Origin of the sequence: Moraxella lacunata, from assembly GCF_002027545.1 — a bacterium.
In the GTDB taxonomy this organism is placed as follows: domain Bacteria; phylum Pseudomonadota; class Gammaproteobacteria; order Pseudomonadales; family Moraxellaceae; genus Moraxella; species Moraxella lacunata.
Genome location: NZ_MXAN01000046.1, coordinates 14,573 through 35,900, shown reverse-complemented (window position 1 = coordinate 35,900; position 21,328 = coordinate 14,573). Strand labels below are relative to the sequence as shown.

The following is a 21,328-nucleotide window of genomic DNA, read 5'->3' as shown; positions in this document are numbered from 1 at the left end:
GGGCGAATGACATTCGCCTTTGATAAAACGCAATTATCACCTAATCCCAATGTATTTTATAAAAAGAGAAATCCCCATGACGACCCCACAACCCATTACCCCAAAAATCATCACCATTGACGGTCCTTCGGGTGCAGGTAAAGGCACGGTGGCATATCGCCTTGCCGAGCATTTTGGTTTTGAGCTGTTAGACAGCGGTGCGTTGTATCGCATTGTTGGGCTAATGGCATTTAAAAACGGTTTGCTTGACAGTACCGACATTGACGAGCAAAAAGTTGCCGAATTAACCCAGTCTTTAAACCTATCTTTTCGCCCCAACACCGCCACAAAAACGGTGGAAATCCTAGTGGATAATACCCCCCTAACAGACGACATTCGTAACGAAATCGTGGGCGGATATGCGTCCCGTGTCGCTGTGTTGCCAAGCGTGCGGACGGCGTTGTTTGACCTACAAAAAAACATGGCAAAAGACAAAGCAGGGCTGGTGGCGGACGGGCGAGACATGGGGACGGTGATTTTCCCCGATGCCCCTGTTAAGGTATTTTTGACCGCAAGTGCCAAAGCTCGTGCCGACAGACGGGTGTTGCAATTACAAACGGCAGGCAAAGTGGCGGATTATGAGGCGATTTTGGCGGACATTATCGAGCGAGATGAGCGAGATGAGAACCGTGCCGTTGCCCCAAGTCGTCCTGCTGTGGATGCCCTTGCGATTGACAGTTCGAACAAATCGGCAGATGTGGTATTTGATGAGATTTTGGCATTTGCACAAGGTAAATTATAAATCATCAAAAAAGGTGTGCATTTATCCAAAAACTTTGCTATAATACTGCCGTTTTATTTTTTATTTGCCTATCATTTGCCAAAACCAGTATCGCAAACGACTGGCAATCATCTGAACCGTACTGACTGGACAGGCTACGGCTATTTTTAAGGTATACATAATGGTATCATTTGCTGAACTGTTTGAACAAAGCAATGCAAACGAAGTAAAAGTTGAAATTGGTGCAGTTATCCAAGGTCAAGTTGTTGCAATTGACAACGACTGGATTACCGTGGACACAGGTCTAAAATCAGAAGGCATCATCGAGCGTGGCGAGTTTTTAAACGAAGCGGGCGAGCTTGAAGTTGCTGTTGGCGACACTGTGGACGTGGTTATCGAAAAAGTTGATAACGGCATGGGTCAAACAGTGCTTTCTCGTGAAAAAGCAAAACGTGAAGAAAGCTGGCGTACACTTGAACAACTTCATGAGAATGATGAGGTTGTTACTGGTCTTATCTCATCTAAGGTTAAAGGTGGCTTTACTGTTGAGATTGGTTCTGTGCGTGCGTTCCTACCAGGTTCATTGGTTGATGTGCGTCCTATCCGTGAGACCACTCACCTAGAAGGTAAAGAGCTAGAATTTAAAGTCATCAAGATTGATAAAGTTCGTAATAATATTGTGGTCTCTCGCCGTGCCGTTATGGAAGCTGAAAATAGTGCTGAGCGTGATGAACTGCTTGCCAAACTAGAAGAAGGCATGGAAGTTCAAGGCATCGTCAAAAACCTGACTGATTATGGTGCGTTCGTTGATTTGGGCGGTATTGATGGCTTGCTACACATCACTGACATGGCATGGAAACGCATCAAGCACCCATCAGAGGCGGTTGAAGTCGGTCAAGAACTTAAAGTTAAAGTGTTGAAGTTTGACCGTGAGCGTAATCGTGTTAGCTTGGGTCTAAAACAACTTGGTTCTGACCCATGGGGCGAAGTTGAGCAAACTTACCCAGTTGGCACCATCACCAAAGCTCGCGTAACTAACCTAACTGATTATGGCTGTTTTGCTGAGATTGCCGAAGGTATTGAAGGTTTGGTACACGTTTCTGAAATGGATCACACCAACAAAAACATTCACCCATCAAAAGTTGTCCAAGTGGGCGATGAAGTGAATGTGATGGTTCTTGAAATCGATGGCGAGCGTCGTCGTATCAGCCTAGGCATCAAACAAACCATGCCAAACCCATGGGAAGAGTTTGATAAGAAATACTCAAAAGGTGATAAAATCACAGGTACCATCAAATCAATCACTGACTTTGGTCTGTTCATTGGTTTAGAAGGCGGTATTGATGGTTTGGTTCATCTGTCTGACATCTCTTGGAATGAGTCTGGTGAAGAGGCCATCCGTAACTATACCAAAGGCGATACCGTAGAAGCCCAAGTGCTACAAGTAGATGCCGAAGGTAACCGTATCAGCCTAGGTATCAAACAGCTAAACTCTGATCATTTAACGAATATCTATCTGCTAATGAACGTGGTGCCATCGTGAAAGGCACTGTCAAAGAAGTGGATGCCAAAGGTGCAGTTATCGCCCTAGCGGATAACGTAGAAGGCTACCTAGCCGCCGCCGACATCGCTCGTGAGCGTACCGAAGACGCATCAAAAGTGCTAAACGTGGGCGACGAAGTAGAAGCCAAAATCGTTCGTGCTGACCGTAAAGCTCGCAACATCACTTTGTCCATCAAAGCCAAAGACGAAGCTGATGAGCGTCAAGCACTAAAAGAGCTGTCAAATGCAACCACTGAAAATCAGCCAAAAACTTTGGGCGACATCTTTGCCGACCAACTAAAAGGCTAATCGCTGATTTATCAAAGACCTTGAAGTAATTCAAGGTCTTTTTTTGGATTAAATATTTGAAAATTAACAAAAAATTGATTTTATTTTTGGTAAAATTGCGGTATGATTACACTTTAACTTGAACCTTGCTCATTGGTAATTTTGTTGTGAATTTGAGTAAGGTGTGGTTCAAAAGGTGAAAAAATGCAAGAAATCAAGCAAGAGAACAAGTCTAGCCATAACAGCGAAGATGTGATGAAAAAGTCAGATTTGATTGCAAACGTGGCATCTAAATGTGATAATTTAGAAGAGATGGCAGTTGATGAAGCGGTGCGTGAGATTTTGGACATGATGACGTATAGTATTGCCAAAGACGAGCGAGTAGAAGTTCGTGGTTTTGGTAGTTTTTGTTTGCATCATCGTGACGCCCGCAGAGCTCGCAACCCCAGAACGGGCGAATATGTGGATGTAGAAGCCAAAGCCGTGCCACACTTTAAACCCGGTAAAGCGTTACGTGAGCTTGTAGATATTCACAACAGATAAGGTATCTTATGTCTTTATTTATCATTATTTTGTTGGTACTGTTTTTTGGTTATGCCATCGCATTGGTGCTTGCCAATAACAGCGAAATTGCGGTCAATCTGCTGTTCTCGCAGGTGCCAACCACCAATTTAGGGTTGTTGCTTGTACTAACCATTGCTTTGGGTGTCTTCATCGGTATTCTTCTATCGGTGTTACTATTTAGGGTGCTACAAAACAAGCTAGAAATCCGCCGTTTACGTAAAGAAAAGGCAGAGCTACAAGCCAAATTGGACGAAGCCAATGTCGTGATTGAGCATTCTCGCCAGTCGCATATCTTAGCGGATGAAACCAAAGTTACCGTCCCTGAGCAGACCATCACGACCCTAGAATCTGACACTCGCCCTTTATAATCATTACTTTTAAAACGAATAACCATGCAAATAAATACACGTCCCTCAATCACATCCCCCATCATCGTTGCGGTAGATAAGCATGATTTGCCATCGGCTTTGGCACTTGCGGACAGTTTAGACCCGAGTCTATGTCGCTTAAAGGTAGGCAAAGAGCTATTTACTGCCTGTGGCAGAGATGTGGTGGATGCGTTTCATGAGCGTGGGTTTCAAGTTTTTTTGGATTTGAAATTCCATGACATTCCGAATACTACCGCCCAAGCGGTCTTGGCGGCTGCCGACATGGGTGTATGGATGGTAAATGTGCATGCGTCTATTGGCTCTGATGCGATGGCACTGTGTAAGGCACGCCTAAATGACGGTGGTTATGATACCCTGCTCATCGCAGTGACGGTGCTAACATCGATGACGCAAGACGTACTCGGCGAGCTTGGGGTGCAAGGCACGCTAGATGAGCATGTCATGCGACTGGCGGGTCTGACTCATCGTGCAGGGCTTGATGGGGTGGTCTGCTCTGCCAAAGAAGCATCACTTTTAAAATCTACATTTGGGCAGGCGTTTAAACTCATCACCCCCGGTATCCGTCTGCCCGATGATGACAAAGACGACCAAAAACGCATTTGCACGCCCAAAGAAGCCTTGGATAATGGTTCGGATTATTTGGTGGTTGGGCGTTCCATTACTCAAGCTGATGAGCCAAGACAGAAATTGGCTAAGATTTTACAGATGATTTAAGGCTGTTTATCAATACTTTGGTGTTGTTAATTAAAATACATTATTTTCAATATTTGTATTTGATAGTTAAGCCTGTTTTAGTGATTAGGCAAATTTAAATGCTAATTTAAATGAAAAGGTTTAAAGCTGATATTAAGCATCAACAAAATCTATGCAAATTTGGTTGACGACATAAAACAGTGTATCAAAATAAGCATAGCCACAGGGTTTTAGTCAATCCACTTTCATCTCTCGTCATAAACACTCAATGATGTTAAAAGCCAACCATAATGCTGAATTTTTATTTTCAATTAATATTGTGGAGATTTTGTAGTGTGATCGCTCGTATTTAATCATCTTGTATTGCATTGATGTAGCATGCAAAATAACATTGGGTGGCTAGATTTGTCAGATGATTATTGGTATAGAGATGGCGGTGGGTGTGATGATTGTGTTCTATTTAATTAGTAATGACGAAAGTGAGAGTTAATCTATGAAAATAGGGTTGTTTTTTGGTGCAGGAGCTGAAATTAGCTATGGTTTACCTAGTGGAGGAACTTTTGCCATTGATCTATTTAGGCAAGACCCCACCCCTTATAAAGAAAAATTAAGGGAAGAGTTAGGAAAGGTAAAAATTACCTCTCCGTATGCGACAAAATGGCTACCTGATGGGTATACAACCAAACCCATATATGCTTTTGGAAAAAATGAATTCAGTAGTATTATTGAGTCATCTATACAATATAAAAGAGACAAAATAATTGAGCATTTAAATAATTTTGATGATTTATGCCAATCTGTCATTAATGAATTGGATATAGAATCAGAAAGGATTTCTGATTTATTTTTGATGCAAACTGACAATGAATTAGGGGCAATCCTATATAGTCAAAAAATAAGGTTAAATCCGATTTTATCTAATAGCGTTACTTTGTTTGAATCCAAATATTATTCTGCAATGTTGGAAATTATTAGAGTTGGTTCTAATGTTGATGATCTTCGTAAGTACATCATAGCTTTTCTTCAATTACTTGTTGGTTCTCATGGGCATGATTTAGTAAAAAAATTAAATGAAGAACTTTTTACTAATACACCAGATGATTTACCGATTTTTGATGATATATTTGGAATGTTTAGATTGGAGTTCAATCAAGTTGGCTCAGAAGCGTTAGAACTTTTACTTGGACAGAAAAAGGTTTTTTCAATAGATGAGAATGCTGATTTAGTATGTCTGTTATGTGCACTCTGCAAGAAAGTGTTGGAGAAAATATTTATTGATGTATTGGATTATCAAAAGCTAATAGATGAGCATTTTAGATACTTATTTTCTCCAAAAACAGAGTGGGCAAAATTTACCAAAATGGTTGTTTTTCTAGAAACAGCTAGAGAATATATTAAGGGTAAAATCCCTGATGACTTGAGCAATAGAGATGGATACTATAATGATCTAAATCAATTTGTTGATGAAGTTTCTTTAATTGGCACATCAAACTATAATAGTATAATTTCTGAAATTCAACCAAATTTGTTAGAGAAAATAGTTTATTTGAATGGAAGTGTTAAAGATTTTTATAATCCATACAAAAACAGTATTGCTCAGTTTGATGAAAAGCCTATGGATTTAGGGCAGATACACGTTCCCTTTATTCTAACTCAAAGTGGTTTAAAACCATTAACATCAGTAGAAATGTCTAGGCGATATGTTTCGTTATTTGATGCATACGCCGATTCTGATGCAGTGGTTGTAATTGGTTTTGGATTTAATAAGGATGATAGCCATATCAATGGATTATTTAGAGAACTGGTAGAGACTAAAAATAAGAAGCTGTTTGTTGTGGATATTTCTTCTGATAAAAAAATTAAAAATCATGCTATTGAGAGTTTAAGGATTGATTCTAATAGAGATAATGTGATAGGAATTTCTATTAATAGGGAGTCTAGAAAAAAAGATGGAGAATTATGGATTGAATATATTAAAGAGCAGATAAGAGTTGTTGAATAGAATACAGTTTATGTGTAAATATTTGATGGGTTTTCAATAAGTTTTATCTTGTTTTTATAAAATGTCATCAATGTTCAACACGCCCTACACATCCTATTTTAAAGATGTGTTTTTATTCTACCAACTCTACCAAAGTCGTAGCAAGTGTACAACTTAATTATGATTTGAGTTGTAAAAAACACCGCTCATAGCGGTGTTTTTGTGTATATTAGATAGGATTAAAAACGCTTTTTAAACTTACCGCTCATTGCATTACTGGCATTTTGTAGTTCGTTCATTTTTTGGCGAACCTGCTCTTCACTCATGCCCAGATTGATGGTGCTGGGATCTACGCCCATCTCATGAAGGTCGCTTGTCATCTTGGCGAATTCTTGTTGTTTGTTACCACCAAACAAAGGACCGCCACCACCGCCAGACATGCCACGAGTCAGCCCTTGCACGGCTTTCATCATTTTCTCGATACCATCGGGACGACTAATCATTTTCATCATTTTTGCCATCTGTTTGTGCTGTTTTAGCAGGGCATTGACGTCTTGGATTTGTTTGCCCGAACCTGCGGCGATACGACGTTTACGGCTTGGGGTGATTTTGTCGGGGTTTTGGCGTTCAAAGGGCGTCATGGAATGAATGAGTGCTTCCATTTCTTTGACTTTCTCTTCGGGTTTGGCTTGGGCGAGTGCGTCTTGGATGTTTGCCCCGCTCATGCCTGGCATTTTGTCCAAAAATCCTGCCATGCCCCCCATGTTTTTCATCTGTTGGAACTGGGTCAATAAGTCTTCTAGGTCAAACTCACCGCCTTTTTGGATTTTTTTCGCCATGCGTTCGGCTTTATCACGGTCGATTTTGTTTTCAACTTCTTCGACCAATGACAACACGTCCCCCATGCCAAGAATACGCTGGGCGATACGCTCTGGGTGGAACAGCTCCAAGGCTTCTAGTTTTTCGCCACGACCCAAAAATTTAATGGGCTTGCCAGTAATCACACGCACGGACAGAGCGGCACCGCCACGAGCGTCACCGTCTGTCTTGGTCAAAATCACGCCTGTTAGTGGCAGAGCGTCATTAAAGGCTTTGGCGGTGTTGGCAGCGTCTTGACCGGTCATAGAGTCCACGACGAACAACGTCTCGGTAGGATTGACAGCGGCGGTCAACTCTTTGATTTCGGTCATCATCGCTTCATCGATGGCAAGGCGACCTGCGGTGTCGATGATGAGAATGTCAGCAAACTGAATTTTGGCTTGTTCGATGGCACGATGAGCGATGTCAATCGGATTCTCGTTCACGCTCGATGGTACGAACATCGCCCCCACCTGCCCTGCGACAAATTCAAGCTGATTAATCGCGGCAGGGCGATACACGTCTGCTGACACGAGCATGACTTTTTTCTTTTGTTTGTCTTGTAGGAACTTGGCAAGTTTGCCTGCGGTGGTGGTCTTACCTGCCCCTTGCAAGCCTGCCAACAGATAGACCACAGGCGGCTTGCCCGTCATCTCTAAGCCTTGGTTTGCCGAACCCATCATCTCGGTCAGCTCGTCATAGACGATTTTAACAAAGGCTTGACCAGGGGCGAGTTCTTTTAGCACTTCTTGTCCGAGAGCTTGTTCTTTGACTTTGGCGACAAAATCACGAGCCACAGGCAGTGCCACGTCCGCTTCTAGGAGTGCCATACGCACTTCACGCAAGGTGTCTTTGATGTTGTCTTCGGTCAGGGTGCTTTGACCTGCCAGTTTATGAAGTGTGCCAGAGAGTCGTTCGGTTAAGGTGTCAAACATGATGAGTTCCAAAAAATTAATAGAAAAATTTGGGTTATTTTATGCTAAATTTAAAAATTATGCTATTATTATTGCATATTTTATACCAATTTTTATGATAAAGGGGTGGTTGTGTTCGTTTTATACCTGATTGGCGTGATGATTTATGCAGGGGTGGGGCTTCATCTGTATCACGCTTTGGTTAAAAATAAGCCAATTTTTAAGACCGCCACGTTATCCGCTCTAACTGTCGCCATTATCTTGCATGGCGTAATACTCGTCCCACAAATCATCACGCTCTATGGGCTTAATTTTAACATTTTTAACGTCCTTAGTCTAACGGGGCTGTTCTGCCTTATCTTTTTTGTGCTGTTTAGTCTGTATCGCCCCATTTTGAGTCTAGGTGTGCTTGCCGTGCCGACCGCCATTATTGGCATGAGTTTTGGTGAGTTTGGGCAAGCCCCATATCAGCCGATTACTGACATGAACATGGGGCTACAAACACACATTCTGCTGTCGTTTGGGGCGTACTGCGTGCTACTGATGGCGTGCGTGCAAGCGGTGATTTTGCGATTACAAATCCGTGAATTAAAGCACCAAACAATACACCGCTTTTGGGTTGCCAAACTGCCGTCTTTGCAGAGCATGGAGAGCCTGCTGTTTGACATGATACTCATGGGCTTTGTGATTTTGAGTGTCGCCATTGGGCTTGGGCTGGCGACCACTTATGACATCATGGCTCAGCATGTGGCACATAAGCTTGTGTTTAGTGTGCTGTCGTGGCTTGTATTCGGGGTGTTCATTGCGGGGCATTACCGTTTTGGCTGGCGGGGCAAAAAAGCGTCCAATTTTGCCATTTATGGCTTTATTCTGCTTGCCATTGGGTTTGTGGGGTCAAAGGTGGTGTTGGAGCTGATTTTAAAATAAAATGTGTGTAGGGGTAATTATTCGCCCAAAGATATTAACCTTGGGCGACAATCCTTTTATTTGCAAATTTTAGTAACGGCTAAGTGACGGTTGGGCGATGTGTGTCATCACAGCCCATTTAACCCAAGCACGCTCTCGCCCGCCCGTCTAATGTCGTCCAAGCTGAGATGTCGCTTACCGCTCAAATCCTGTCGCCATTTCCTTGCCCCTGTCAAGCCCTGAAATAGCCCCAAATAATGCCGTGTCAAGGTCGCCAAATTCGCCCCTTGTTCGGCTCGTTTTTCAAGATAAGGGTAGAGATTTTCTAGGATTTCACGGTACGTAGGCGTAGGCTCGCCCCACAGTTCATTGCACGCCCCCATGAGCATGGGATTATGATAAAACGCCCGCCCTATCATCACGCCGTCCACATGAGCTAGGTGGGTTTTGATGTCATCAAGAGTATCCACACCGCCATTGATTTCTATAAAAAGATGTGGAAATTCTGTCTTTAGGCGATAAATATCATCGTAGCGTAGGGGCGGAATTTCTCGGTTTTCTTTGGGGGATAAGCCGTTAAGCCATGCGATACGAGCATGGGCGATAAAGTGCGTACAACCAGCGTCCGCCACAATCCCCACAAAATCACGCATGAACTCATAACTGTCAAACGTATCAATGCCAATGCGATGCTTGACGGTAACGGGCTTGTCGGTCGTATCTTTCATTGCACGCACCATATCCGCCACGATGTTTGGCTCTGCCATCAGGCACGCCCCGATTTTGTTGTGCTGAACACGGTCGGACGGACAACCAACGTTGATATTAAATTCATCATAGCCCATCTTATCGGCAATCTGTACGCAGTGTGCCATCTCGCTAGGGCTTGACCCACCAAGCTGTAACACCACAGGGTGTTCACTGTCACCATATCGCAAAATATACTCAGTATCACCCTTTAAAATGGCACTCGTGCTTATCATTTCGGTGTATATATGTATATATTGGTTAAACAGACGAGCAAAATAGCGAAAGTCGGCTGTCGTCCAGTCTATCATAGGGGCAAGGCTGATACGCTTATTTTCTTTAAAATCAATCATTTGGTAAAAATCTCTTAAAATTTAATGGTTTAATCATAAATTTTGTCTTGTGTTAATTTGTTTTTATTTGTTTATACTTGCGTTTTTGTGTGATTGTATTGTACCATATTTACACCATGAAAATATCTTTGAAAATGGTGTAAATATGGGTACAATTACAGAACGCAAAACAAAAGACGGCAAAACACGCTATCGTGTTGCTATCAGAATCAACAAAGATGGTGTTAAGTATAGCGAAAGTCGCACATTTAGCAAGAAAAATTTAGCAGAGAGTTGGCTAAAAAAGCGTGAAGCCGAGATTGAGCTCAACCCCGACAGCCTGCACACCACGCCCACGGACGACATGAGATTTGCCGACATTGCCCAGCTTTATCTGGACAACGTGGGCAATGAGTTTGGACGCTCGCACAAGATGAGTATTTTATTTATCGCAAAACAGCCCATTGGGGCAAAATATGTGAGTAAATTAAAAAAGGCAGATTTTGCCAATTTTGCCGAAGAGCGATTGAAAAAAGTCAAACCCCAGACTCTAAGCGGGGACATTGTCGCCCTGCGTGCCGTCCTGCGATATGCCAAAATGGTGCGTGGCATGGATGTAAATTTGGCAGATTTTGAAGATGTAATCTTGGGTTTGCGTTATGCCCGCAAAATCAAAGAGTCAACGAAGCGGACACGACTGCCCACATCTGACGAATTGCAAGCTCTGACTAACCATTTTTACAGCGAGTATCACACCAAAAAACACCCTATCAAACAATGCCCAATGCACCTAGTCATGTGGCTTGCCATTTACACAAGTAGGCGTGAAGGGGAGCTTGTAGAGCTTAGATTATCAGATTTTTATGAGACGGAGCAAGGGCATTGATGTACTGTCAGAGATATGAAAAATCCCAAAGGCTCGGCAGGTAACCACAAAAAACCACAAGTGCCTAAACCAGCACTGGCTGTCATCATGCCCTGCAAAACAACCAAATACAAGACCGCCTACAAAAAAACGGGACGCAAAACACCGACCTATTACTGCCGTTCTCAGGCAAAAGCATATCAAAGTTTTTTACAGATGCGTGCCACTTGCTCAGCATTAAAGATTTGCGTTTTCATGATTTACGCCATGAAGCCGCCACACGTTTGGCGGAGCAGGGGCTGACAATCCCCCAAATGCAACAAGTAACAGGGCATGAGAGTTGGGGTAGTTTGCAACGCTATACTAATTTGACCGACCGCCCTGCGGTGCTAGAATTTGACGAAGCCCTAAAAAACGCAATAAAAAACCACGAGATGACTCGTGGTGGGGATAAGATATAGGCTACTGCATGGCTCGGTGGTCTAGCTCCGTCTCTTTCTTGGTGCTGTCAAGCCAGCTCGCCAAATTTTCAAGCGGAACAAGATAGCGTGGGCGTTTGTCCGTGCCTGTGTTTACGCACGCAAAGCCAAATTTTTGCTCCTTGGCTTTGCGGTGTAGCTCGGTTTTTGAGATGTCAGTTAAATAATCTTTGGCGACAATTTCAAGCGGTATCATCGCTTTAAAACCGTATTGCATGGCAAGTAGTTGCATGGTTGTCATCTCATCACTCCTTTGGCGGTTGTGGTAGGGGTTGCCAGTGACTAATCTCGTCAAATTCCCATGCAAAACTGCCATACTCATCATCAAACCAATGGGAGTAAGCATATTCTTTGCCGTCATCATCGGTAATAGGGGTGTTATCAACAGCATAATATCCTTTGACGGTTTTATTCATTTCTGGGTGGTATAACAATAATTCAATATCTTCTGGCGGTGTATTATCAACACTTATCCACCCATTATCAACAAAACTTTCCCACCCTGCACACACCGCCTTTTGACGAGCAAAAAGCGAGCTTGCTTCGGCAATCACGGCTTTTTGTTCGTCATCGGATAGTTTGGACATGTCATAAGTGATTGAGAAATATTTAGGTTTGTTCATAATCCACCCCCAAAACTTTACCAAATTTATCAATCTCAATAATATTCACTTCAATGCCCTGTGCGATAAGCATATCTTTTGCAAAATTATTCGCCTGTTCTTTTGTCTCAAAAACTGGAAAAAACCCTAGTCTTTGACTATTTGCTAAGTAAATATTTTGTTCTAACCCCATCACTTCTGTGGTTAGCTGTTTATATAATGCAGTTGCAATAAACATAATCAATCCTCCAAAACTGCCAAAGCTGTTGCCAAAAATCATTTAACATCTCTCTCCATAGCCATTGCCGTCTCCATTGCCGTCGCCATAGTCACAGCCATAGCCGTCTCCATAGCCGTCGCCATTGCCGTCGCCGTCTCCATAGCCGTCTCCATAGCCGTCGCCGTCTCCATAGCCATAGCCATTGCCGTCTCCATAGCCGTCGCCATTGCCGTCGCCGTCTCCATAGCCGTCTCCATAGCCGTCTCCATAGCCGTCGCCATTGCCGTCGCCGTCTCCATAGCCGTCTCCATAGCCATTGCCATAGCCACAGCCATAGTCATTACTAACAGGTTTATTGAGCTTGGACATGGGGGGCACTCTCCAATGAGTTGATAGCAACATCGGTGCAAGGGATAATCTCAATCGCTTCAAGCCATACACTATCTACTGCTTCTACGATTTTTGAGTCGTTGTGTTTGATGCCGTACAATGCACAAGCGGATAGACTAATACCTTCTTTTGCCCACCATTTCCACATTCTGCGGGCATTTTTTATGATGACTTCATTGCCTGCTTTTTGTTCAAGCTCGCCAAACCACACCCCTGCTGAGTAGGTGCGGATAATGACTTTTTTGCCAAGCATGGCATTTAGTCCGTCTTGCGATGGCGTGCTGTGATTGCCAAGCAAAGCTTGGATTTGTTTGATTTGACCCAAGGTTAGGTTGTCGATGTTCATAGGTTTTACCTTTGTTGCGAAAAAAATTAATTGTTAAAACGGCATGTTATATGCCCCACTTGGGGGCGTTACCACTTTCCCATGTTTTGCCCGCCTTGATTTTGGGGCGGAAAGGCAGGGGGTTGTCCTGTTTGATAGTGGGGCGGTTGGAACTCATTGGGAATGCCACCTGTAAAGCCGTTTTGCCCATGTCCCTGTGGGGCGGTGTTTTGCCCCTGTTGTGGATAGCCTTGCTGTTGGTTGTTTTGACCTGATGGTAGCATTTGCATTTGATTGGCTCGCACTTCGGTACTATAACGCTCTATGCCTTGTTGGTCGGTGTATTTGCGAGTGTGCAAACTGCCTTCGATATACACCAAACTGCCCTTATGCAGATACTGCCCTGCGATTTCTGCTAGGCGGTTAAACAGACTGACACGATGCCATTCGGTGGCTTCTTTTTGTTCGCCTGTCTGCTTGTCTGTCCAACGCTCACTTGTAGCAATGGACAGATTAGCGACTTGACCGCCATTTTGGAATTGGCGGATTTCGGGGTCTTGACCTAAGCGACCCACGATGATGACTTTATTGATACTTGCCATGATTTACTCCTGTTTTGCGTTTATGACGGTCAATACCGTTAATAGCCATATTAAGTAACGGTAACGATAAGCTAATAATAACCACGAAAATCATATTTTGATTTTGTGTAGGGTGAATTTGACCCAATAACAATAAGAACATGTATACAAAAGATATGATTGACAATAGGATGCCGATATATCCAATGATGATATATTTTTTCATAATTCACTCCGATTGGCTTAATCGGCTCATGCCGTCATGTGGTAGGGTGGTAGGTTCGTTTTTCATTTATTTTCTCCAAAAAAATTAATAAATTGCCATTGGACAACATCGATACCAACAGCATTATCAAAATCCACGCCGTCTTTATCATCGTTCAAGCGTGGGTTGGTTAATTGGTGCCAACAGTGCCAAATTTTGCCATTATTATCTTGATGTATCGTAAATTCAGCTATTGCAACCCGCCCTTTATTGGTTAAGACAACACATGGTTCACTAATAACACCATGCTCCATATTGGGGTATTTTTGCAATTCAATAGTTTCTTTTTCAATATCAAGTGGGTAGCTCATCACTCACTCCGTCACTGTCTCGCCATCGATATAATCGACAATTTTTTTGAGTGTTTTAAGGTTGATAGGTTGAGCATATGACCAACTAATATCTTCGTGCATGAATACCCAGTAAAATTGATTAACTTTACTGATTAATTCGATGAAGCTGTTGTCTAAGTTAAGATTATGGTTGGTCTTGGAAGGACAATAAATCAAATCGCCCACTTTAAATTTTTGCTTCATGATTAAGCTCCTACGCTATTCAAAAACCCCCAAAACTCACTTAACTGTGATTTTGGCAAGTCTAACAATTTCAATTTTCTTTGATTTAAGGCATTAGCGACTGTATTTCTGCCTTGTTCGGACAAGCTATTGATTTTTTCCATTAGGCTATCATAGTCATCTTGACTAATCGGCTCATCAAAGGCTTGGGATAAGTCAGAGACATATTTTGATCCGTCAAAGTTGCCCAAATAAATATCCCCTGCCACACCAACGGCTTTAAATGCTACACTTAGGGCGTCTGTTACCGCCATTTTGTAGCCGTCATCATTGGACTGTAAGCCGTTTTTGTTGCTCTCAATGATTTCCGAGCCACCAATACCGCTAAATTCTTTGCCCCATTCGCCATCAAGTTTTGTTTGTACTGCCACTTCGGCAAAGCACATCACAGAGCCGTTGGGGTGCGGCTCGCTCCAAGTTCTAACAATGCGGTAATTCCAACCATGACCAACCGCTCCAAAGGCTTGTGTCATCGCCATCAACCGCCATTGGGGGTTAATGTCTGATTTGCCCTTTAATTTTCCAAAGCCGATTGGCTTTAAAAATTGGGGCGGTACTTGCTTAACCTTATTCCAGATAGATAAATTATCCATATTCACACCTTTACACACCTTAAAAAGGATTGCAGGGCGGTCAAGGTGTGAAATACCGCCCTGCAAAAGGGTTTATTTAATTCTTAAATGCTCGCCTTGCACCAGTGTTACGCCTTTAATCTCGCCACCATCTTTTAAAAACTTCTTAATGGCGGTGGTGTCTGCTTCTACCGTTACCTTTTGAAATTTGGGCGGCAGGTGCTTGGGGTCAATGTCAATGCGAACGCTTTCGGATGATTTGTGGATTGCCACCGAGCCAACATCAAACTCAAATTTCTTTTGTCCGCTTGCTTTTATCGCCATAAAAATGGCGTTTTCTAGGCGGTCAAGACTGTTTGAAACCGTCTTTTTCCCCTGTTGGAGCTTGGCGATTTCTTCTTTGTAGGATTTTTCTTTGGCTTTTTTGTTTAAAACCACATAACGATAGGCTTCTAATTTGTCCGCCAAATCGCCTTCTATCAACCCCAAAAGCTCCTGCACTTCGCCGTCATCGGGTGGTGGCAGTTCGCCATTGTCTAAGCGTTCTTGCAAGCGTTCTAAACGCTCGCTGATGTTTTCTTGGATTTGATAAATATTCATAAAAATACTCCTGTTCAAATTCGGTTTAATCCACGATTGCCAACTACCTTTTGGCAATCGTGGGTTAAAACGGCAATTCATCAAACTCTTGCTCTGTCTCGTGCAGATAGCGTTCATACTCGTAGTAGTCGCTTTCCATCTCCGCTTGCATATCATCTGGCAAGCTGTCTAAGTAGTCTTGATAGTCTCTATCGTTCATCTTTTTTCTCCATAAGTTCGATTGCCACTTGGTCGCTAGGGCTGATATAAGTTTCTTGTGCCACACGGCTGTTATCATCTGCCGTGTGCTGTGCCCAGCCAAAGATACACTGATACACGATAACCACAAGGGCGATATATGCTATCGCCCCGCCAATCAAATCTGATAGCTTCATGCGTATTCCTTTTCATATCCTGCCACTTCATGCTCCAATAGGGGCAAGTAACATTTTTTGCTAAACGCTTTTTTAACCAAGTCTTGATTTTCCACCAAATCCAAATCTAGTGCTATCTCGGCAAACCGATTAAAACACAGCTTAGCGGTGTGAATGACCGTGTGTTCGTCATACTCGGTTACGTCCGCTTCAACGTGGACGGCATTACATTCTTGCCCCTTTGGGGTTAATTCTGCGATAAGTATCATACCTGCTCCTTAGTAATATCGGGACGTGTTCTCGCCCCATTTAAAATTGTCATCAAAACAGCCTTGATAAGCATCATAAAACTCATCACAATCAAGGCGTTCTTTTATAATCTCTGCCAGATGATATGGCATGGGGTAGTACTCCCCGTCATCGTCTATGCCCTGTATGTCGGTAATGATGGGGTGGTACTGGTTCCAAAAGTACTCACGGGTGTAATCATCATCACACATCCGCTCGCACTCATGGTCTAGGCTTAGCTCTGCCCAGATACATTCATCTAATATGTTTAGTGCGACAATCGCATGGCTTGGGCTGATTTCATCAATCATGATGCTCTCCTAAAAGTTAATCCGTGATTGGCAACTTGTAAGTAATGCTGACAAGTTGCCAATGGCTGATTAGCTTGGTTCCGTTATATCGCACGGTTTCCTAACTGCAAACTGTTAAATAGTGTTCAAGCGGTCGTTCCGTCTTGATGGGGATATTATATCCTTATAACGATATTTATTAAGCGTTATAAGGATATTTTTTATCTTTAAAACGATATTTATGATAAAAGGTATTATTTTAAAGATAGGCGGTAAAAGATGGGCATAAAAAAACCGCCCAACAGGCGGAAATTTTTTAAAAATGCTTGATTTTATATACTGGATAGGATATAATATAAATATCAAGGCAAGGGAGCAAGCCTTGCCTTGTAGGTTAAATCGCTGACCTGTTAAGCAAAACCAGCGACTACCCTGTAAGGAGAAACGATATGAGAGTTCTGGTAAAACTTTTAATCGTTGCGGTCTTTATCTTGTATAGCTTACCCGCTTACTAAGATAAATGCCTAAGTCATTAGCCAAAAGCCGATGATATGGCAGAGCGGATAGGAAACACCGCTCACCCCTTACATTAACTATCATATTAGCATAAGGAATACCTAATGTCAAACTACCAAAACACCGAATACACCAAACGAGCCAAAGCCAACTATAACGCCAAAGCCCTGCGTTCTACCACAGTACAGTTTATGCCAAAAGACCAAGAAGCCCTAGATGCCCTTGACAAGCTTACCGAGCGATATGGTTCGGTCGCTAAGGCGGTTAAGGCAAGCCTTTTGGCTCATAGCAAGGAATGTGAATAGGGCAATAAAAAAGCCCCCGATTGGGGGCGGTGGTGTGCGGATAAGTGGCAGGGATATCTAGTGGGATATCCTTAGGCAACCATACTGGTAGGTTTGATGTTGCACAGACCAGACAAAATACGGCTTTCTTTGTCAAAATGCTTTTTGTCGCTGTCGTCCATGAACACATTAAACACCAAATCGCCATGAATGGCTTGTACGTCATGGATTTTTCTAAGCAGTTGCCCTGTGGCTTGGGGTTTTGGTTGGACAAACTCAAATACATGGTCATTGACAGCAAAATCAAACCGATAATCCGTCCCAGATAAACCCCTAAATTTTACCTTTTCTTCAAAAGCCCCAAATCTTTGTAAAAGATAGTGGCGTATGCCGTCCATGATGCTGTCCACATCCTGCTCGTGGATTGTCTTTGGGCGGTAGGTGGTCAGTAGGGCAAAAATATTTAAAAACTCGCCAATGACTTGCCCTGTTTGGGCGGTGGTGGTCTCGGCGTGCAAGGCATAATCGGTAAAATGGATAGAGCCGCCCAGCTTGTCTAGGTTCTTGCGGATAATGTCGCTTGCCTGACTGGGGTCGGGCAAGGATAATTCTAGGGCGTTATGGGTCATGCCATAATCACAAAATATCACACCCATACCAGAAGGACGCACGCAAAAATGAGCAGGGTCGCCACTAGTGAACGTCTGTGGTGTGGTGATGATAAGGTGGTTTGGGCGTTCTATGACGTGCAAACCATGCTGTAAGAAGTCATGCTTATTCATAACAATAACCCTTCGTTTGGGGCATTTATTTTACCTTGAATGGTGATGTGAGTGCAAGCACAAAAATAATCTATCCAGTCATGCCAACCGTAGCGGTCATGCCCTTGTGGTAAGTCTTGGTGGGCGTGGGTCATCTCGTGTATGTGCGTGCCAAAAAATGTAATGTCATTTTCCCTATGGCTCGGATAATCGGGTGGATAAACTTCAAGCTGTCTGATGATGTTTCTAACACGATCATGTCGATAAGCTAGGGCAAATGAGTGATACCATTCATCATAGATAAGTTGGGATTTTAGGTGTAAAAATAAGCCGTCTATCGTGTCGTTGGTGTCTGCTGACAACATATAGCTACTTTCCCAATGATGATAGCCATAGGGCGATTTTTTGGACTGTCTGGGTTCGTGGATAAAAATAATGTCTTGACTTACTATTTTTGACATTTGTAAATATACGGATAATTCATTGACTGCCACATTATAAAATCGTTCACTACCCATGTTACACCAACACCCTTTTATGCTCTAACACCACACCAATCACTTCAAACGGCTTGGCACGGCTGTCAATGGGTGGGTAAAACTCATTGAGTGCGATAAGCTGATGATAGGGCTTGCCGTCATCAAAACATTCACGGTATTTTTTAAAGGTGGCTTTGGGGTCATCTGCTATCAGTGCCACGACATAGTTACCCGTTACTGCCGTGCGGTCTTTGCCTACCAATATCAAATCCCCTTGCTTAAAATCAGGGGTCATGCTATCGCTTTTGACCCTAAGCCAATAATCTCCGTCTTTGTGGTGGGCAGGCACATACTCATCAAACACATCATCGCCAATATCGGTAAACTTCCCTGCCTGTACTTCGTTGATGACGGGCAACATCTTAATGGGATTGGCACGCTCCACGCCATTTACCTTACCCTGTATCTCATCCATTTTTAGCCGTAACTCATCAATGGTGGGACGGGCAGTCATCTCACCTTGTCCTGTGGCGAGCCAGTTGGGATTGACTTTTAAAACTTGGGCAAGTTGCAGGGTATTGGTGCTGGTTTTGTTTCGTCCGCTTTCAAGGTCTGAAATGCTACCCTGCGATGTTTTCACAGCTTTGGCTAGCTCCACTTGTGTCATTTTTGCATTTTTACGAGCTAGTTTTAGGCGGTCTTTGAACTCTTGCATGACTTACCCCTTTGGGTTTTAAAAAAATATCGCTTAAATGATATTTTACACCAAAATTCAAGAAAAAACAAACTATCGTAAATGCTTGCTTTATTATCGTAATAAGGATATAATAAATCCCTTTTTATCCTTAAGACGATTTTTTTATGCTAGAAAAACCAAATTTACAAGAGATTGTGAATAAGCTGTTGGAAAATCGCACTCAAAAAGAATTACATAAGATGACAGGCGTGCCACAAAGTACCATTAGCTGTTTAAAAAATGGAAAAGATAAACGCCAAATTACTTATGACAATGCTTTTGCATTAATCAACGCTTTTGAAAAAGACAAGCTAAAATCAGACAAATCAAAAACCCCTAGCGATAACTAGGGGTCGGATTAACTTAATGGAGTATTAAGTATGACTATCATACCCAAAAACCCCCACAATGTCAAGCCCTACCATAAAGAGCTAGTGGCACGGCGACTACCGGCAGGCGAGAGCATTACCCAAGCTAAGTTTTGCGATATGGTCAGCAAATCAAGCCGTCTTGCCCCACGCATTTTAGACTTAAAGCATGACGGCTATCCTGTCATGAAGCACATGATAAAACTTGCCGACGGCACGCACGTTGCCGAGTATTTTTTGCCCCGTGATTTTCTCCAAGCGGTAAACCGTGTGGGGCTGTATCAAGCCCTACAAGTTGAGATTGGTAAAAAGGCTATCTTAGGGGTTGTGGCATGATAACTCACTACTCCGACATCGCCAAACACATACACGCCCAAGAGCTTGACCGCCAAATCCAAGAGTTTTTGGCAAAAGGCGGTGTGATTAAGCAGTGCGAATACAGACCTAAACCCAGCACCAAGCCCAAGAAACAAAAACCCCTAACTGGACACCAAACTATCATCAAGCTACAAGCCATGCTCAAAAAAGGCGTGGTCATGCAGGATGAATTTGTGGCGATGAACTCATCTTTGCCGATGACCAAAGCCATGATGTTGGTTAGAAAACGCACAGGTTGGCACATCTCAAAGATTACCACCGCCAATGGCGTTGGGTATAAGATTAACGGGGGTTGATATGCACCATTACCAATTTCACATCAATGATTTTAACGCCAGTACACGCCATCTAAGCCATATTGAGCGTGCTTTATATCGTGATTTGATTGATATGTATTACAGCACCGAAAAGCCAATCACGGCTGACTTGGTGCGATTGGAGCGTGTGTTACTTGTCAAGACCGATGATGAAAAACAGGCATTGCAAAACGTGCTTGCAGATTTTTTTGTTGTCAAAAAATTAAAAGGCGATGCCGAGCCGTGCTATCACAATGCACGCATTGACCGTGAGATAAAAAACTACAAACATCGTCAAACGCCATCAAACAAAAATCAAGCACCGTCAAACAAAACATCAAACAAAAATCAAACACCATCAAACGATTGTCAAACAGACAGCGACAGACAAACAACCTACAAAAATAAAGTGGCGTTTTTGGTTAAGTCATTGAAAGATAAAGGAATTAAAGCAAATGCACGCATGAAAATTGCCGATTTGCAAACGCTGTTTGATACCCATTGCAAGCAAACATCAAACGAACATCAAACGCCGTCAAACACATCAAACGAACATCAAACGGCATTTGAGCAGTCTATAACCATAAACCATAAACCATTAACCAATAACCAATCTAATATATCCCCCCAAACCCCCCAAGGGGCAGGTGTGATTGACAAAACGGATAAAACCGATGAGAAGACCAAAGCGACAGCTAAAAAAACTCACCCAACATCAGACACGGACAAAACGCTTAACGTGCCTTTTGAAGCCTTCTGGGACAGTTACGACAAAAAGATTGACCCCAAAAAATGCAAACCACTATGGGAGCGTTTAAGCGATAAAGACCGCTTAGACATCATGGCGTATTTGCCAAGATACAAACAATCCCAACCCGATAAGCAATACCGCAAAAACCCACAGACATTTTTGAATGCTCGTTCGTGGGAAAGTGAGATTATCACAGCACAAACATACGACCAATACGGCAATCTAGTAGGAGCAAACCATGCACGCCAGTCAAATCATCAGCCACATCCAAACAGCACCACAGCATACGTCAACCGATTGGAACAAGAAGCCTTTGAACTCAAACGAGAGCTTTACCCAGAGCAGTTTGGAGCATTTAACCGGTGAACAACGCCAGATGG

At 42.9% G+C, this 21,328-nt stretch carries 32 protein-coding genes and 1 pseudogene; 14 read left to right on the top strand and 19 right to left on the bottom strand.

The features are described 5' to 3' along the window. Window positions 1–76 precede the first annotated feature (76 nt). The 6 genes and pseudogenes from cmk to B5J94_RS06875 all read left to right on the top strand — a co-directional run bounded on the left by cmk (window position 77) and on the right by B5J94_RS06875 (window position 6,238). Entirely contained in the window at window positions 77–781 is a 705-nt protein-coding gene (cmk, locus tag B5J94_RS06900) for a (d)CMP kinase (RefSeq protein ID WP_228144547.1), read from the top strand. A gap of 157 nt (window positions 782–938) precedes the next feature. Next, window positions 939–2,611 (top strand): annotated as a pseudogene (gene rpsA / locus B5J94_RS06895) (30S ribosomal protein S1). A gap of 183 nt (window positions 2,612–2,794) precedes the next feature. Further along, window positions 2,795–3,133 (top strand): integration host factor subunit beta, encoded by a 339-nt coding sequence (locus tag B5J94_RS06890; RefSeq protein WP_167346510.1) that lies wholly within the window; start codon window positions 2,795–2,797, stop codon window positions 3,131–3,133. Between the two features lie 8 nt (window positions 3,134–3,141). Further along, window positions 3,142–3,522, top strand: coding sequence for a lipopolysaccharide assembly protein LapA domain-containing protein (locus tag B5J94_RS06885; protein ID WP_062498405.1), 381 nt, complete (start codon window positions 3,142–3,144; stop codon window positions 3,520–3,522). A 24-nt stretch (window positions 3,523–3,546) separates the two neighbouring features. Next, a complete protein-coding gene (gene pyrF, locus B5J94_RS06880; RefSeq protein ID WP_062498406.1) occupies window positions 3,547–4,257 on the top strand; it encodes an orotidine-5'-phosphate decarboxylase in 711 nt (236 codons plus the stop codon). 472 nt (window positions 4,258–4,729) lie between these two features. Then, window positions 4,730–6,238 carry a hypothetical protein gene (locus tag B5J94_RS06875; protein ID WP_062498407.1) on the top strand — a complete coding sequence of 503 codons (1,509 nt, stop codon included), beginning with the start codon at window positions 4,730–4,732 and terminating at the stop codon, window positions 6,236–6,238. A 218-nt stretch (window positions 6,239–6,456) separates the two neighbouring features. On the opposite strand, the gene ffh is transcribed toward B5J94_RS06875, so the two are convergent. Continuing rightward, window positions 6,457–8,010, bottom strand: coding sequence for a signal recognition particle protein (gene ffh / locus B5J94_RS06870; RefSeq protein WP_062498408.1), 1,554 nt, complete (start codon window positions 8,008–8,010; stop codon window positions 6,457–6,459). A gap of 111 nt (window positions 8,011–8,121) precedes the next feature. Here ffh and B5J94_RS06865 point away from each other — a divergent pair, with 111 nt between their 5' ends. After that, a complete protein-coding gene (locus B5J94_RS06865) occupies window positions 8,122–8,916 on the top strand; it encodes a cytochrome C assembly family protein (protein ID WP_181879681.1) in 795 nt (264 codons plus the stop codon). Between the two features lie 107 nt (window positions 8,917–9,023). On the opposite strand, the gene dusA is transcribed toward B5J94_RS06865, so the two are convergent. Further along, on the bottom strand, window positions 9,024–9,995 hold the full coding sequence (gene dusA / locus B5J94_RS06860; RefSeq protein WP_062498410.1) for a tRNA dihydrouridine(20/20a) synthase DusA: 972 nt from the start codon (window positions 9,993–9,995) through the stop codon (window positions 9,024–9,026). A gap of 145 nt (window positions 9,996–10,140) precedes the next feature. Here dusA and B5J94_RS06855 point away from each other — a divergent pair, with 145 nt between their 5' ends. After that, window positions 10,141–10,860, top strand: coding sequence for a hypothetical protein (locus B5J94_RS06855; RefSeq protein ID WP_062498411.1), 720 nt, complete (start codon window positions 10,141–10,143; stop codon window positions 10,858–10,860). A gap of 92 nt (window positions 10,861–10,952) precedes the next feature. Then, the gene (locus tag B5J94_RS06850; RefSeq protein ID WP_079364020.1) at window positions 10,953–11,300 is read left to right on the top strand and encodes a tyrosine-type recombinase/integrase; all 348 of its coding nucleotides are present in this window, start codon (window positions 10,953–10,955) and stop codon (window positions 11,298–11,300) included. A gap of 1 nt (window position 11,301) precedes the next feature. On the opposite strand, the gene B5J94_RS14165 is transcribed toward B5J94_RS06850, so the two are convergent. The 14 genes from B5J94_RS14165 to B5J94_RS06780 all read right to left on the bottom strand — a co-directional run bounded on the left by B5J94_RS14165 (window position 11,302) and on the right by B5J94_RS06780 (window position 16,400). After that, a complete protein-coding gene (locus B5J94_RS14165) occupies window positions 11,302–11,559 on the bottom strand; it encodes a pyocin activator PrtN family protein (RefSeq protein ID WP_062498413.1) in 258 nt (85 codons plus the stop codon). Window positions 11,560–11,563: 4 nt separating this feature from the next. Then, window positions 11,564–11,941: a DUF551 domain-containing protein gene (locus B5J94_RS06840; RefSeq protein ID WP_062498414.1), complete on the bottom strand. Its 378-nt coding sequence runs from the start codon at window positions 11,939–11,941 to the stop codon at window positions 11,564–11,566. Beyond that, window positions 11,928–12,200 carry a hypothetical protein gene (locus B5J94_RS06835; RefSeq protein ID WP_062498415.1) on the bottom strand — a complete coding sequence of 91 codons (273 nt, stop codon included), beginning with the start codon at window positions 12,198–12,200 and terminating at the stop codon, window positions 11,928–11,930. The genes B5J94_RS06840 and B5J94_RS06835 overlap by 14 nt, the downstream gene beginning before the upstream one ends. Continuing rightward, a complete protein-coding gene (locus tag B5J94_RS06830; protein WP_062498416.1) occupies window positions 12,201–12,509 on the bottom strand; it encodes a hypothetical protein in 309 nt (102 codons plus the stop codon). Continuing rightward, a complete protein-coding gene (locus B5J94_RS06825) occupies window positions 12,493–12,876 on the bottom strand; it encodes a DUF6948 domain-containing protein (RefSeq protein ID WP_062498417.1) in 384 nt (127 codons plus the stop codon). The genes B5J94_RS06830 and B5J94_RS06825 overlap by 17 nt, the downstream gene beginning before the upstream one ends. A gap of 68 nt (window positions 12,877–12,944) precedes the next feature. Next, window positions 12,945–13,457, bottom strand: a complete 513-nt coding sequence (locus B5J94_RS06820; RefSeq protein WP_079364017.1) for a single-stranded DNA-binding protein — start codon at window positions 13,455–13,457, stop codon at window positions 12,945–12,947. A gap of 267 nt (window positions 13,458–13,724) precedes the next feature. Further along, the gene (locus B5J94_RS06810; protein WP_062498419.1) at window positions 13,725–14,012 is read right to left on the bottom strand and encodes a hypothetical protein; all 288 of its coding nucleotides are present in this window, start codon (window positions 14,010–14,012) and stop codon (window positions 13,725–13,727) included. 3 nt (window positions 14,013–14,015) lie between these two features. After that, entirely contained in the window at window positions 14,016–14,237 is a 222-nt protein-coding gene (locus B5J94_RS06805; RefSeq protein WP_062498420.1) for a hypothetical protein, read from the bottom strand. Window positions 14,238–14,239: 2 nt separating this feature from the next. Then, on the bottom strand, window positions 14,240–14,869 hold the full coding sequence (locus B5J94_RS06800) for a hypothetical protein (protein ID WP_062498421.1): 630 nt from the start codon (window positions 14,867–14,869) through the stop codon (window positions 14,240–14,242). A gap of 72 nt (window positions 14,870–14,941) precedes the next feature. Further along, complete coding sequence (locus B5J94_RS06795; protein WP_062498422.1) at window positions 14,942–15,448, bottom strand: siphovirus Gp157 family protein; 507 nt, start codon at window positions 15,446–15,448, stop codon at window positions 14,942–14,944. Window positions 15,449–15,512: 64 nt separating this feature from the next. Beyond that, complete coding sequence (locus B5J94_RS15005) at window positions 15,513–15,647, bottom strand: hypothetical protein (RefSeq protein WP_255216916.1); 135 nt, start codon at window positions 15,645–15,647, stop codon at window positions 15,513–15,515. After that, entirely contained in the window at window positions 15,637–15,822 is a 186-nt protein-coding gene (locus B5J94_RS06790; RefSeq protein ID WP_062498423.1) for a hypothetical protein, read from the bottom strand. Before B5J94_RS06790 ends, B5J94_RS15005 begins: the two co-directional genes overlap by 11 nt. Further along, the gene (locus tag B5J94_RS06785) at window positions 15,819–16,070 is read right to left on the bottom strand and encodes a hypothetical protein (protein ID WP_062498424.1); all 252 of its coding nucleotides are present in this window, start codon (window positions 16,068–16,070) and stop codon (window positions 15,819–15,821) included. The genes B5J94_RS06790 and B5J94_RS06785 overlap by 4 nt, the downstream gene beginning before the upstream one ends. 9 nt (window positions 16,071–16,079) lie before the next feature. Beyond that, the gene (locus tag B5J94_RS06780) at window positions 16,080–16,400 is read right to left on the bottom strand and encodes a hypothetical protein (RefSeq protein WP_062498425.1); all 321 of its coding nucleotides are present in this window, start codon (window positions 16,398–16,400) and stop codon (window positions 16,080–16,082) included. Window positions 16,401–16,999: 599 nt separating this feature from the next. Here B5J94_RS06780 and B5J94_RS06775 point away from each other — a divergent pair. Then, a complete protein-coding gene (locus tag B5J94_RS06775) occupies window positions 17,000–17,200 on the top strand; it encodes a hypothetical protein (RefSeq protein ID WP_062498426.1) in 201 nt (66 codons plus the stop codon). Between the two features lie 71 nt (window positions 17,201–17,271). Here B5J94_RS06775 and B5J94_RS06770 read toward each other — a convergent pair whose 3' ends face one another. The 3 genes from B5J94_RS06770 to B5J94_RS06760 are packed head-to-tail and all read right to left on the bottom strand — an operon-like array spanning window position 17,272 to window position 19,134. Further along, window positions 17,272–17,961, bottom strand: a complete 690-nt coding sequence (locus B5J94_RS06770) for a hypothetical protein (protein WP_062498427.1) — start codon at window positions 17,959–17,961, stop codon at window positions 17,272–17,274. Then, window positions 17,958–18,458: a hypothetical protein gene (locus B5J94_RS06765; protein WP_062498428.1), complete on the bottom strand. Its 501-nt coding sequence runs from the start codon at window positions 18,456–18,458 to the stop codon at window positions 17,958–17,960. The genes B5J94_RS06770 and B5J94_RS06765 overlap by 4 nt, the downstream gene beginning before the upstream one ends. A gap of 1 nt (window position 18,459) precedes the next feature. After that, window positions 18,460–19,134 carry a LexA family protein gene (locus tag B5J94_RS06760; protein WP_062498429.1) on the bottom strand — a complete coding sequence of 225 codons (675 nt, stop codon included), beginning with the start codon at window positions 19,132–19,134 and terminating at the stop codon, window positions 18,460–18,462. Between the two features lie 146 nt (window positions 19,135–19,280). On the opposite strand from B5J94_RS06760, the gene B5J94_RS06755 reads away from it, so the two are divergent. The 4 genes from B5J94_RS06755 to B5J94_RS06740 are packed head-to-tail and all read left to right on the top strand — an operon-like array spanning window position 19,281 to window position 21,314. After that, window positions 19,281–19,505 carry a helix-turn-helix domain-containing protein gene (locus tag B5J94_RS06755; RefSeq protein ID WP_062498430.1) on the top strand — a complete coding sequence of 75 codons (225 nt, stop codon included), beginning with the start codon at window positions 19,281–19,283 and terminating at the stop codon, window positions 19,503–19,505. Between the two features lie 30 nt (window positions 19,506–19,535). Next, window positions 19,536–19,859 carry a hypothetical protein gene (locus B5J94_RS06750; RefSeq protein ID WP_062498431.1) on the top strand — a complete coding sequence of 108 codons (324 nt, stop codon included), beginning with the start codon at window positions 19,536–19,538 and terminating at the stop codon, window positions 19,857–19,859. Next, complete coding sequence (locus tag B5J94_RS06745) at window positions 19,856–20,197, top strand: hypothetical protein (protein ID WP_062498432.1); 342 nt, start codon at window positions 19,856–19,858, stop codon at window positions 20,195–20,197. The genes B5J94_RS06750 and B5J94_RS06745 overlap by 4 nt, the downstream gene beginning before the upstream one ends. 1 nt (window position 20,198) lies before the next feature. Beyond that, window positions 20,199–21,314, top strand: coding sequence for a YdaU family protein (locus B5J94_RS06740; protein ID WP_062498433.1), 1,116 nt, complete (start codon window positions 20,199–20,201; stop codon window positions 21,312–21,314). Window positions 21,315–21,328: the final 14 nt, after the last annotated feature.

Bases quoted from the DNA above. Each gene is read 5' to 3' on its own strand.
- B5J94_RS06800 (WP_062498421.1), bottom strand. From the start codon at position 14,869: ATGGATAATTTATCTATCTGGAATAAGGTTAAGCAAGTACCGCCCCAA.
- B5J94_RS06835 (WP_062498415.1), bottom strand. From the start codon at position 12,200: ATGATTTTTGGCAACAGCTTTGGCAGTTTTGGAGGATTGATTATGTTT.
- B5J94_RS06755 (WP_062498430.1), top strand. From the start codon at position 19,281: ATGCTAGAAAAACCAAATTTACAAGAGATTGTGAATAAGCTGTTGGAA.
- B5J94_RS06780 (WP_062498425.1), bottom strand. From the start codon at position 16,400: ATGATTGATGAAATCAGCCCAAGCCATGCGATTGTCGCACTAAACATA.
- cmk (WP_228144547.1), top strand. From the start codon at position 77: ATGACGACCCCACAACCCATTACCCCAAAAATCATCACCATTGACGGT.
- B5J94_RS06855 (WP_062498411.1), top strand. From the start codon at position 10,141: ATGGGTACAATTACAGAACGCAAAACAAAAGACGGCAAAACACGCTAT.
- B5J94_RS06825 (WP_062498417.1), bottom strand. From the start codon at position 12,876: ATGAACATCGACAACCTAACCTTGGGTCAAATCAAACAAATCCAAGCT.
- dusA (WP_062498410.1), bottom strand. From the start codon at position 9,995: ATGATTGATTTTAAAGAAAATAAGCGTATCAGCCTTGCCCCTATGATA.
- B5J94_RS06785 (WP_062498424.1), bottom strand. From the start codon at position 16,070: ATGATACTTATCGCAGAATTAACCCCAAAGGGGCAAGAATGTAATGCC.
- B5J94_RS06805 (WP_062498420.1), bottom strand. From the start codon at position 14,237: ATGAAGCAAAAATTTAAAGTGGGCGATTTGATTTATTGTCCTTCCAAG.
- B5J94_RS06760 (WP_062498429.1), bottom strand. From the start codon at position 19,134: ATGCAAGAGTTCAAAGACCGCCTAAAACTAGCTCGTAAAAATGCAAAA.
- B5J94_RS06840 (WP_062498414.1), bottom strand. From the start codon at position 11,941: ATGAACAAACCTAAATATTTCTCAATCACTTATGACATGTCCAAACTA.
- B5J94_RS06890 (WP_167346510.1), top strand. From the start codon at position 2,795: ATGCAAGAAATCAAGCAAGAGAACAAGTCTAGCCATAACAGCGAAGAT.
- B5J94_RS06740 (WP_062498433.1), top strand. From the start codon at position 20,199: ATGCACCATTACCAATTTCACATCAATGATTTTAACGCCAGTACACGC.
- B5J94_RS06810 (WP_062498419.1), bottom strand. From the start codon at position 14,012: ATGAGCTACCCACTTGATATTGAAAAAGAAACTATTGAATTGCAAAAA.
- B5J94_RS06820 (WP_079364017.1), bottom strand. From the start codon at position 13,457: ATGGCAAGTATCAATAAAGTCATCATCGTGGGTCGCTTAGGTCAAGAC.
- B5J94_RS06790 (WP_062498423.1), bottom strand. From the start codon at position 15,822: ATGAAGCTATCAGATTTGATTGGCGGGGCGATAGCATATATCGCCCTT.
- B5J94_RS06765 (WP_062498428.1), bottom strand. From the start codon at position 18,458: ATGGGTAGTGAACGATTTTATAATGTGGCAGTCAATGAATTATCCGTA.
- B5J94_RS06875 (WP_062498407.1), top strand. From the start codon at position 4,730: ATGAAAATAGGGTTGTTTTTTGGTGCAGGAGCTGAAATTAGCTATGGT.
- B5J94_RS06775 (WP_062498426.1), top strand. From the start codon at position 17,000: ATGTCAAACTACCAAAACACCGAATACACCAAACGAGCCAAAGCCAAC.
- B5J94_RS06795 (WP_062498422.1), bottom strand. From the start codon at position 15,448: ATGAATATTTATCAAATCCAAGAAAACATCAGCGAGCGTTTAGAACGC.
- ffh (WP_062498408.1), bottom strand. From the start codon at position 8,010: ATGTTTGACACCTTAACCGAACGACTCTCTGGCACACTTCATAAACTG.
- B5J94_RS06885 (WP_062498405.1), top strand. From the start codon at position 3,142: ATGTCTTTATTTATCATTATTTTGTTGGTACTGTTTTTTGGTTATGCC.
- B5J94_RS15005 (WP_255216916.1), bottom strand. From the start codon at position 15,647: ATGAACGATAGAGACTATCAAGACTACTTAGACAGCTTGCCAGATGAT.
- B5J94_RS06745 (WP_062498432.1), top strand. From the start codon at position 19,856: ATGATAACTCACTACTCCGACATCGCCAAACACATACACGCCCAAGAG.
- pyrF (WP_062498406.1), top strand. From the start codon at position 3,547: ATGCAAATAAATACACGTCCCTCAATCACATCCCCCATCATCGTTGCG.
- B5J94_RS14165 (WP_062498413.1), bottom strand. From the start codon at position 11,559: ATGACAACCATGCAACTACTTGCCATGCAATACGGTTTTAAAGCGATG.
- B5J94_RS06770 (WP_062498427.1), bottom strand. From the start codon at position 17,961: ATGAATAAGCATGACTTCTTACAGCATGGTTTGCACGTCATAGAACGC.
- B5J94_RS06830 (WP_062498416.1), bottom strand. From the start codon at position 12,509: ATGTCCAAGCTCAATAAACCTGTTAGTAATGACTATGGCTGTGGCTAT.
- B5J94_RS06750 (WP_062498431.1), top strand. From the start codon at position 19,536: ATGACTATCATACCCAAAAACCCCCACAATGTCAAGCCCTACCATAAA.